The 10745-nt window shown below is 72.1% G+C and carries 8 protein-coding genes; 7 read left to right on the top strand and 1 reads right to left on the bottom strand.

Features of this window, described 5'->3' with window-relative positions:
* Positions 1 to 59 precede the first annotated feature (59 nt).
* From ACZ7M7_RS18060 to ACZ7M7_RS18040, 5 genes are all read left to right on the top strand, one after another.
* A complete protein-coding gene (locus ACZ7M7_RS18060; RefSeq protein ID WP_472117738.1) occupies positions 60 to 806 on the top strand; it encodes an SOS response-associated peptidase in 747 nt (248 codons plus the stop codon).
* A gap of 140 nt (positions 807 to 946) precedes the next feature.
* Entirely contained in the window at positions 947 to 1891 is a 945-nt protein-coding gene (locus ACZ7M7_RS18055; protein WP_472117735.1) for a metal ABC transporter solute-binding protein, Zn/Mn family, read from the top strand.
* Positions 1888 to 2727 carry a metal ABC transporter ATP-binding protein gene (locus ACZ7M7_RS18050; protein ID WP_472117733.1) on the top strand — a complete coding sequence of 280 codons (840 nt, stop codon included), beginning with the start codon at positions 1888 to 1890 and terminating at the stop codon, positions 2725 to 2727. The genes ACZ7M7_RS18055 and ACZ7M7_RS18050 overlap by 4 nt, the downstream gene beginning before the upstream one ends.
* On the top strand, positions 2724 to 3611 hold the full coding sequence (locus ACZ7M7_RS18045) for a metal ABC transporter permease (RefSeq protein WP_472117730.1): 888 nt from the start codon (positions 2724 to 2726) through the stop codon (positions 3609 to 3611). Before ACZ7M7_RS18050 ends, ACZ7M7_RS18045 begins: the two co-directional genes overlap by 4 nt.
* A gap of 41 nt (positions 3612 to 3652) precedes the next feature.
* On the top strand, positions 3653 to 5647 hold the full coding sequence (locus tag ACZ7M7_RS18040) for a heavy metal translocating P-type ATPase (RefSeq protein WP_472117727.1): 1995 nt from the start codon (positions 3653 to 3655) through the stop codon (positions 5645 to 5647).
* 129 nt (positions 5648 to 5776) lie between these two features.
* Here ACZ7M7_RS18040 and ACZ7M7_RS18035 read toward each other — a convergent pair whose 3' ends face one another.
* Positions 5777 to 8542 (bottom strand): M4 family metallopeptidase, encoded by a 2766-nt coding sequence (locus tag ACZ7M7_RS18035; protein ID WP_472117724.1) that lies wholly within the window; start codon positions 8540 to 8542, stop codon positions 5777 to 5779.
* A 478-nt stretch (positions 8543 to 9020) separates the two neighbouring features.
* Here ACZ7M7_RS18035 and ACZ7M7_RS18030 point away from each other — a divergent pair, with 478 nt between their 5' ends.
* Entirely contained in the window at positions 9021 to 9737 is a 717-nt protein-coding gene (locus ACZ7M7_RS18030; protein WP_472117721.1) for a helix-turn-helix transcriptional regulator, read from the top strand.
* Positions 9734 to 10711, top strand: coding sequence for a pyridoxal-phosphate dependent enzyme (locus ACZ7M7_RS18025; protein ID WP_383601316.1), 978 nt, complete (start codon positions 9734 to 9736; stop codon positions 10709 to 10711). Before ACZ7M7_RS18030 ends, ACZ7M7_RS18025 begins: the two co-directional genes overlap by 4 nt.
* Positions 10712 to 10745: the final 34 nt, after the last annotated feature.

Here is a 10745-nt window from a genome sequence, read left to right as displayed (position 1 = left end):
CCCACAGCCACCGACCCGCTCGTGAGGACCGCCGGACCGCACCGTGGCACAGTGGCCGTATGTGCGGACGCTATGCCTCCAGCCGCAGTCCCGAGGACCTCGCCCAGCTGTTCCAGGTGTCCGAGTGGCATCCGGAGGAAACCCTCGCGCCCAGCTGGAACGTGGCCCCGACCGACGAGGTCTGGGCCGTTCTCGAGCGCACACCGCGTGGCGCCGGCGAGGACGAGCCGGTACGGCGCCGGCTGCGGCCGCTGCGGTGGGGGCTGGTGCCCTCGTGGGCGAAGGACACCAAGATCGGCGCGAGGCTGATCAACGCGCGGGTGGAGACCGTGCACGAGAAGCCCGCCTTCCGCCGTGCGTTCGCCAAACGCCGCTGCCTGCTGCCGGCCGACGGCTTCTTCGAGTGGGACGCGGTCGAGGACAAGAAGTCGGGCAAGGTCCGCAAGCAGCCCTACTTCATCCATCCGGAGGACGGACAGGTCCTGGCTCTCGCCGGACTGTACGAGTTCTGGCGCGACCCGGAGATCAAGGATTCCGACGACCCCGCCGCCTGGCTGCTGACCTGCACCATCATCACCACCGAGGCCACCGACGCCGCCGGCCGCATCCACCCCCGCATGCCCCTCGCCCTCACCCCCGAGCACTACGACGCCTGGCTGGACCCGCACCACCAGGACACCGACGACCTCCGCGCCCTGCTCGCCCCGCCGGCGGACGGCCACCTGGACGCCCGTCCCGTCTCCCCGGCCGTCAACAGCGTCCGCAACAACGGCCCTCAGCTCCTGGACGAGGTCCCCGCTCCCTGACGCCGAAGGTGAGTTCTGGGTAAGGGTTGCCCGCTCGGACGGCCGTCAGACGTTTTTGACATCCGTTTTCATCTAGCGTGGACCCGAAGCCGGGACGGGTGGAGCTCGGCGGACCATTCGCCTTGCCCTCGGAGGGTTCCATGCCTGTGTCCTCGTACCGTCGTCTTCCGCTTGTGCCGCTGACAACCGGCGCATGCCTGATCCTCCTTGCGGGCTGCGGCGGTTCGCAGGATTCCGCAAGCGGCACCGGCACCGCGCAGGGTCCCGCTGCCGCATCCGTCGTGCCGGTGGTGGCCTCGACGAACGTCTACGGGGACGTCGCGGAGCGAATAGGTGGCGGAAAAGTGCAGGTCACCTCGATCATCAGCGACCCCGACCAGGACCCGCACTCCTACGAGGCCAACCCGCGGAACCAGCTGGCGCTGTCCAAGGCGAAGGTCGTGATCGAGAACGGCGGCGGCTACGACGACTTCGTCGACCGCATGCTGAAGAGCGGCGGCTCCTCCGCCGAGGTGGTCAACGCGGTCAAGGTCTCCGGGAAGACCGCCCCGGCGGGCGGGGAGCTCAACGAGCACGTCTGGTACGACTTCCCCACGGTCGCCGGGCTCGCCGACCGTATCGCCGCCGCCCTGGCCAAGGCCGACCCGGCCGACGCCGCCACCTTCACCAGGAACGCCAAGAGCTTCGAGGCGGAGCTCAAGCCGCTGGAGCAGAAGGAAGCCCGGATCAAGGCCGACCACGGCGGCGAGCGCGTGGCCATCACCGAGCCCGTGCCGCTGTACATGATCGAGGCCGCCGGACTTGAGAACGCGACTCCCGAGGAGTTCAGCGAGGCCATCGAAGAGGGCGGCGACGTCTCCGCGAGGACCCTGCGGGAGACGCTGGCGCTGTTCACCGGCAAGAAGGTCAAGGCGCTGGTCTACAACGAGCAGACCTCCGGCCCGCAGACCGAGAAGGCCGAGCAGGCGGCCACGGCCGCCGGAATCCCCGTCGTCCCCGTGACCGAGACCCTGCCCCACGGCAAGGACTACCTCGGCTGGATGACCGCCAACGTCGACGCGCTCGCGAGCGCGCTGGCCCGGTGACGCGGTCCACCGCGGCCGCCGACGCCGCGCTGATCAGCCTGCGCGGGGCGGCTCTGTCCTACGGCGAGCGCGTGCTGTGGCAGGACCTCGAACTCGACGTGCGGCCGGGCGAGTTCCTGGCGGTACTCGGGCCGAACGGGGCCGGCAAGACCAGCTTCGTACGCGCCCTCCTAGGTCAACGGCCCTTGTCCGCCGGTACGTTGACGGTCCTCGGTCGTCCGCCCCGCAACGGCAGCCGCCACATCGGCTACGTACCGCAGCAGGCGACCCTGTCCGCCCACGCGATGCTGCGCGCCCGGGACCTGGTCCGCTTCGGCATCGACGGACACGGCTTCGGACCCCGGCTGCGCACGGGCGCCGTACGCCGCCGCGTGGACGAGGTCCTCGCCGCGGTCGGTGCCGCCGCGTACGCCGATGTCCCCGTCAGTCTTCTCTCCGGCGGCGAACGGCAACGCGTCCGCATCGGGCAGGCGCTCGTGACCGACCCGCGGATCCTGCTCTGCGACGAGCCGCTGCTCTCCCTCGACCTGCACCATCAACGGGCCGTCACGGAACTGGTGGACGCCCGGCGCCGCTCCCACGGCACCGCCGTGGTGTTCGTGACCCACGAGATCAACCCCGTACTGGGACTGGTGGACCGCGTCCTCTACCTCGCCCGCGGCGGCCACCGCGTCGGCGCCCCCGACGAGGTGCTGACCTCCGAGGTGCTGTCGCAGCTGTACGGCACCCCGGTCGACGTCATCCGGGTCCGGGACCGCGTGACGGTCGTCGCCGTTCCCGACGAAGTCGGGCAGTCGCCGCACCACCCCGAACTGCCGCAGGGAGTACGGCCATGACCACCGCCGACGGGATCTGGCAGCAGGTCTTCACCTTCGACCACTACGGCGAACTGCTCGCCCTCGTCCGCAACTCCCTCGTCGCCGGTGCCGCGCTCGGTCTGGTCGGCGGTCTGGTGGGCGTGTTCGTGATCATGCGGGACCTGCCGTTCGCGGTGCACGGGATCAGCGAGCTGTCGTTCGCCGGTGCCTCGGCCGCGCTGCTGCTGGGTGTGAACATCGTGGCCGGCTCGATCGTCGGCTCGCTCATCGCCGCCGGGGCGATCGGACTGCTCGGCTCCCGTGCCCGGGACCGCAACTCCGTGATCGGCGTCATCATGCCGTTCGGCCTCGGGCTCGGCGTGCTCTTCCTCGCCCTCTACAAGGGCCGGGCGGCGAACAAGTTCGGCCTCCTCACCGGGCAGATCGTCGCCGTCGACACCCCGCAGATGTCCTGGCTGCTCGGCACGTCGGCCGTGGTGCTCGTCGCCCTGGCGGTGATGTGGCGGCCGCTCGCCTTCGCCGGCGCAGACCCGGAGGTGGCCGAGGCGCGGGGGGTGCCCGTACGGGCGCTGTCGTTCGCGTTCATGATCGTGCTGGGCCTCGCGGTCGCCCTGTCCGTGCAGATCGTCGGCGCGCTGCTGGTCCTCACACTCGTCGTCACACCGGCGGCCGCCGCTGCCCGGCTCACGGCCTCACCGGTGCTGCTGCCCCTCCTGAGCGTGGTGTTCGCGGTGGCCTCCATCGAGGGCGGAATCCTGCTGGCCCTGGGCAGCAGCATCCCCATCAGCCCGTACGTCACCACGATCTCGTTCGCGATCTACCTCGGGTGCAGGCTGCCGGGCCGCCGTCGTGCGTCCGTCCGAGAAGGGACGTCCCTCCGGGAAGAAGCCCGCCCGACATGAAGACATGAAGGGGTGTTCATCTATTCCTGTATCCTGAGCGCATGACTTCGACGCTCACCCCGCCGTCGGCCGAGCGGGCCGTGTCCGCGCGTGCCGGGGCCGTGCCGCGGCGGCGTACCCGGCTCCTCGCACTGCCGGAGGTCCGCTGGGCCGTCGCGGCCACCGCACTGTTCCTGCTCGCGCTGCCCCTGCAACTCGCCGGAGCGCCCGCCTGGGCGTGGGGCCCGCTCTATGCACTGTCGTACGCCACGGGCGGCTGGGAGCCGGGCTGGGAGGGGCTCAAGGCACTCAAGGACAGGACGCTCGACGTCGATCTGCTGATGGTCGTCGCCGCGCTCGGCGCCGCGTCGATCGGGCAGGTGATGGACGGCGCCCTGCTGATCGTCATCTTCGCGACCTCGGGCGCCCTGGAGGCCCTCGCCACCGCCCGCACCGCCGACTCCGTGCGCGGACTGCTCGACCTGGCCCCCGCCACGGCCACCCGGATCGCCGCCGACGGCACCGAACGGAGCGTCGCCGTCGCGGAGTTGACCGTGGGCGACACCGTGCTCGTACGGCCCGGCGAGCGCGTCGGAGCCGACGGCCGGGTGCTGGACGGTGCCAGTGAGGTGGACCAGGCGAGCATCACCGGCGAGCCGCTGCCCGCGCCGAAGCTGCCGGGAGACGAGGTGTTCGCGGGCACCCTCAACGGCACCGGGGCGCTGCGCGTCCGGGTCCAACGTGACGCCTCCGACTCCGTGATCGCCCGGATCGTACGGATGGTGGAGGAGGCGTCCGAGACGAAGGCCCCCACGCAGCTGTTCATCGAGAAGGTCGAACAGCGCTACTCGCTGGGCATGGTCGTGGCGACGCTCGCCGTGTTCTCGGTCCCGCTCGGGTTCGGCGAGGAGTTCTCGGAGGCGCTGCTGCGGGCCATGACGTTCATGATCGTCGCCTCGCCGTGCGCGGTGGTCCTGGCCACCATGCCGCCCCTGCTGTCGGCCATCGCCAACGCCGGCCGGCACGGGGTGCTGGTGAAGTCGGCGGTGGTCATGGAACGCCTCGGCCAGGTCGACGCCGTCGCGCTCGACAAGACCGGCACACTCACCGAGGGCACGCCGCGCGTCATCGACGTACGGCCCCTGCCCGGCTCGGCACTCGACGAGGACGAGCTGCTGACGCTCGCCGCGGCCGCCGAGCACCCCAGCGAACACCCGCTGGCCCGGGCCGTGCTGGACGCCGCGCATGAGCGGCGCCTCCAACTGCCCGACGTGCGGGACTTCATGTCCGCACCCGGGGTCGGAGTGAAGGCCGTCGTGAACGGCCTGACCGTCGAAGTGGGCGCTCCGGCCCACCTGCTCGCCGACGCCGATGACGCCGACGACGCGAGCCCGGTCGACGCGCTCGCCGAAGAACTTCAGCAGTCCGGCTGTACCGCCGTCCTCGTGGTCGTCGACGGCGCCCCCGCCGGGGTGCTCGGCATCGCGGACCGGCTGCGCCCCGACGCCGCCGCCACCGTCGTGTCCCTCACCGCACTCACCGGCGCCGCCCCGACCCTGCTCACCGGCGACAACCCCCGGGCCGCCGCCCACCTGGCCGCCGAGGCCGGCATCGAGGACGTGCGCGCGGGGCTGCTGCCGCAGGACAAGCTGGCCGCGGTCAAGGAGATGGAGGCAGCCGGCCGCAAGGTGATGGTCGTCGGGGACGGCGTCAACGACGCACCCGCCCTGGCCGCCGCCCACATCGGCGTCGCCATGGGCCGCGCGGGCTCCGACCTCGCCCTGGAGACCGCCGACGCGGTGATCGTCCGCGACGAACTGGCGGCCGTCCCCACCACCGTCGCCCTCTCCCGCCGGGCCCGGACACTGGTCGTGCAGAACCTCGTCGTCGCCGGGGTGTTCATCGCGGGCCTGGTCACCTGGGACCTGGTCGGCACGCTCCCGCTGCCGCTCGGCGTCGCGGGCCACGAGGGCTCCACGGTCCTCGTAGGCCTGAACGGACTACGTCTGCTGCGGGACGCGGCATGGCAGCGGGCGGCGGCAGACGGGGCTGCTTGACGGGAGCTGTTGCTCAAGGGCCGTACGTGCTGTCGGCCCCCTGCGCGGGGGCCGTTGGCCCGCCCTGTCAGACATCGGGCGGGCCAACGGTCCCTTTGGCACTGCTCCTTCCGGACTGTCCGTCGAAGGTCAGTCGCAGCGGCCCGCCGGCCGAGCGCGGGTCACGACATCGGTGGTGCCGGTCGTCGAGTCCAGCCACACCAGCCGGCTGCCGCCCACCGCGGCCGCGGACGACTGCTCGCCCCGGTTGCAGGAGACGCGGCCCTTGCGGGTGGCCGGATCATCGGGCGCGCCGGCCGCGGTGAACTGGTGGAGCTTGGGCGCCGATTCGTTGCTGAGCGGGGCGTCGGCCAGGTAGCTGCCGACCGTCACCCTGTCCTCGGACACCGTCAGGTCGTAGGCGTTCAGGGCGTTCGGCCCCGACTCCGGGCTCAGGTCCACCACGCCGGAACCGTCGAGCGCGGCGCGGCGCACTGCCCTCGTCCCGTTCGTGGCGTCGTCGTCGAGGAGCCAGAAGACGTGGGTGCCGTTGATGGCCGTCGGGCCGAGACCGATGCCGTCCGTGGCCGATTGGACGGCGGTGTTCTCGCCGGTCGCGGCGTCGATGACCCGTGTGCTCACCGCGTACTCGGCGCGCACCCGTCGCCTCTCCTGGTAGGCGACCTTGCCGTGGCTCACGGACGGCGCCCATGCCCGGTAGTAGGTGCCCCCGCCGATCGTCTCCACGTTCGCCGGATCCTTGATGCTCAGATAGGCCACGGCCCGGCGCCCGCCGTAGGTGACGTAGTCGAAGGCCACGAGGTCACCGTCGACGTCCACCGAGCTGCCGGGTGTCCGGCCGTGCCAGAGCTTCTTGACGGGTCCGCCCGCGAGCGGCCTGGCCAGGACGTCGACGCCGTCGGCGCCGTACGCCTGCCACACCACGGTCCTGCCGTCGGTGGCCGGATTGACGTGGTAGCGGCCGTCGTTGGGGCTCATCAGCCTGGGCGGGCCCTCGCCGTCGGCGCGCCCGGCCCACACCGAGTACGGCTCCGTGCCGTCCTCGTCGGACTTGGACGCCGCCCACCAGCCGCCGCCCCCGCCCAGGTGCGTGTTGCTGGTGTTGATCCGGTCGAGAAGGACGTCGGCGTCCATGCCGAGGGCCGACTCCCAGCCCGGCACTATGCCGTGGGCGGTGAAGGCGCGCTGCAGTGTCTTGCGGCCGGCCGCCGGGATCGACAGGTCCTGGGCGGCGGCGAGCACGGCGGCCCGGGCCTCGGTGAAGCCGTCGAGCGGCGTGAGGTACTCGGTCAGCGCCCGGTAGACGATCTTGTCCATCGTCTCGGCGCCCAGGTCCTCGCGCGCGTCCCACAGCGCGCCGCCGATGATGGTCGAGTTGAGGTGGACACCGCCGCTGTCGGTGGCGAAGCCGACGCCGAGGAACGACTTGGCCGTGGTGCGTCCGTCGCCGAGGTCGCGCAGCGCGCATTCCCGCGGGGACTTGGTCCGGCAGAGCCGCTCGCCCAGGAGGCCCGAGTCGGGGTCCGTCGCGGGGATGCCGTACACGTCCGCCTCGATGGCGTTGCCGAAGTAGTCGGCGATGGCCTCGTTCAGGGCGCCGGACTGGCCGGCGTAGACGAGGTTCGCGGAATGCTCGATCACGCCGTGCGTCATCTCGTGGCCGACGACGTCCATGGCCGCGGAGAGCGGACGGTACTCGGCGTCACCGTTGCCGTACACCATCTTCTGCCCGTCCCAGAAGGCGTTGACGTACGGCTGCCCGTAACTGGTCACACCCACCAGGGAGTTGACGGTCATGCCCCGGCCGTCGAGGCTGTCGCGGCCGTGCTTGTCCTTGAAGTAGTCGTAGACCTGCCCGGCGGCCCAGTGGGCGTCCACGGCGCCCGAGTCGGTGGCCTCGGAGCCGAAAGCGGGCGTCGGCGAGCCGAACTCCTGGATGCCCTCGGGCCACACGCCGCCGACGTCGGTGTACCACTTGCCGCGCGCATCCCAGGTCGACAGGACGTTGCCGGAGTCGCCGACGGGTATACGGGAGCGGTCGCGCAGGACGTACAGGCCACGGTTGTCGTCGCGGTCGATGTCGAGCTCGACGGTCGTGCCGTCGAGCCTGACCCCGGTGCCCTTCTCGGCGGCGAGCGCCAGCCGTTGGCGCCTGTCGGCCGCGGCCTGCCCGGCTGTTGCGCGGGGCGTGCCGAACGTCTTGATACCGCTGTACTGAAGGACCGGATACCCGGCGCGCGCGTCGACGTAGACCTCGCGGCGCACGGGCGCACCGGTCGCCGGGTCGGTGCCGTGCACGGTGACGTGCCGGGTGAGGACGCCTGTCCCGGCGGGCAGTACGACGAGGCCGCGCGCGGTGCCTTCGAGCTGGCGTGCCTCCCCGGCCCCCTCGTGCGGTGGCGGCGCGGCGAAGTTCCTGTCGCCGAGCTCGGTGCGGACGGCGTCGACGGCACGCTCGACGGCGAGTGCCTCGCCGACCTCGGGCGTCGTGCCGGTGCTCAGCTCGGTGAAGTACTTGCCCGAGGTTCCCGTGACGACCCGCTCGCCGTCCTGCCGCTGCATACGGACGACGTACTGGCCGCCCAGGACGGGCACCCCCCGGTGCCGCTGCTGGAGCCGGACGGTCTCGCGGCCGTCGGCGGCGGTGGTCCCGGCGGGCACCAGATCGCGGTTCGCCTCCGGGATCCGGTACCGGCCCTGCCTGCCGTCCAGATAGGCGCGGGCCGCGGCTGCGGCACTGCCGGTGGCAGGGGCCTGCTCCCGGATGCCCCGTACCAGCGCCGGGGTCTCGGTCTCCTGCCCCGGAATCACCTCCGCCGGGCTCGGCGGCGGTGCCGGCGCCTGCGTCACGGCGTCGGCAGGCGCCGCCGAGACGACGAGTGCGACGACGCTCAACAGCGCCGCCGCACCCGGTAATCCGATCGGTTGTGCCCGGTGACCGCCTCGACGGCCGCCGACTCTTCCGGTGACTCTTCTGGGGTGACGCACGGTACGCACGGTCTCCCGACCCCCCTCGCTCGCGGCGCCGGAGGCACAGTGCCCCCGGCCAGGGGTCATCGAAGCGGCGATGTTCCGTTCGATCAACGGGGCGGGTGTGCCCACAGGTGACTTCCGGCCGCAGTTGGGGGAGGGTGCCGCTCCCGCGGCTCGCCGCGGATTCCCGGCAGAGCCCGGGCTCGGGCGCAGGGTCGCTGCGGCGCACCAGCTGCGCCTGATGCTGGACCTTCCTCGCCGGCCCTACTGAGCCGCATCCGGTCGACTCGCTCGTCCCGGTCGACCTGACATTTAGACTCTGAGTACAGCATCTGGACATGTAGTCTAGAAGCGGCTCGGGGGATCAGGCTGCCGAGCCCTTGCGGCAAAGGAGTGCGCGATGGCGGCCGAGCAGGCCCTCGAAGCGGAGCGGGACGCGATCGTGGCCGCGCTGAGGCCGGTCGTCGACGGGCTCGCGGCGACGTTCGGGCCGATGTGCGAGGTGGTCCTGCACGACTACCGGCGGCCGGAGAAGTCCGTGGTCGCCGTGGCCGGTTCGGTGACCGGGCGGGCCGTGGGCGGGGCGATGAGCGAGATCGGCATGCGGGTCCTCGCCGGCGGCGACAGTGCGGGCGACGAGCTCAATTACGTCACCCGCGCGCGCAGCGGCAAGCTGGTCAAGGCGTCCACCATGGTGCTGCGGGACTCCACGGGTGCCGTGTTCGGCGCCCTCTGCGTCAACCTGGACGTCACCGCCGTCCACGACACCCACGCCCTGCTGGGAGCCCTCGCCGGCATCGGCGCCACCTCGGCCGACGTACCGGTCACCACCTTCGGCAACGACATCGACTCCGTCGTCGACGCCATCCTCGACGCCCACCAGCTCCGGCAGAACGGCAGCTGGGCCGGTCTCGGACGCGCCCAGCGCCTGGAGCTGTTCCGCGGCCTGGACGAGCGGGGCGTCTTCGCCGTGCGGCGCGCGATCGAACAGGTCGCGGCACGGCTCGGCATCTCCCGCGCGTCCGCCTACAGCTATCTGGCGCAGGCGCGCACCGAGGCCGGGGCGGCGACGGACGAGGCCGCGACCGACACGACACCCTCTGGAGGACACGCGTGACGACCACTACTCCACCGGTCACCCTCGACGACGTCCGCGACGCCGCCGCCCGGCTCAAGGGCGTCGCGCACCGCACCCCGGTGCTGCGCTCGCGCACGCTCGACGAACTCGTCGGCGCGGAGGTCTTCCTCAAGTGCGAGAACTTCCAGCGCGTCGGCGCCTTCAAGTTCCGCGGCGCCTACAACGCGGCCTCCCGTCTGACGCCGGAGCAGCTGGAGCGTGGCATCGCCGCATACTCCTCCGGGAACCACGCGCAGGCCGTCGCCCTCGCCGCCCGGGAGCTCGGCACCACCGCGGTGATCGTCATGCCCGAGGACGCGCCGCCGTCGAAGCGTGCGGCGACCGTCGGCTACGGCGCCGAGATCGTCACCTACGACCGCTACACCGGCGACCGGGTCCAGATCGCCGAGGCCCTGGCCGCCGAGCGCGGCCTCACCGTCATCCCGCCGTACGAGCACCCGCACATCATGGCCGGGCAGGGCACCGCGGCACTCGAACTCCTCGAAGAGGTAGGGGAGTTGGGTGCGCTGCTGACGCCGGTCGGCGGCGGTGGGCTCATCGCCGGCAGCTCCACGGTGGCCAAGGGCCTGTACCCGGACATCCGGATGATCGGCGTGGAACCGGAGGCCGGGGACGACACCAAGCGATCCCTGGAGGCGGGGCGGCGCATCAGCATCCCGGTACCGCACACCATCGCCGACGGCCAGGCCCTGCACACCCCGGGCGAACTCACCTTCTCCGTCAACCGGCGGCTCGTCGACGCGATCGCCCTGGTCGGCGACGACGAGATCCGGGACGCGATGCGGTTCGCCTTCGAGCGTCTGAAGATCGTCGTCGAACCGAGCGGTGCCACCCCGCTGGCAGCCCTGCTCACCGGCCGGGCAGGCGCGCTGCCGCGCCGGGTGGGCGTGATCATCTCCGGGGGCAATGTCGATGCCGAGCGCTTTGCCGAGCTCTGTGGGACGCGGGCCTGAGCGGGGTTCCCTCGAATGGCGGCCCCGCATGGCC

The organism is Streptomyces sp. NPDC111606 (assembly GCF_055656945.1).
The sequence above is the reverse complement of the archived record's forward strand: the minus strand, read 5'-3'. Positions and strand labels throughout refer to the sequence as shown.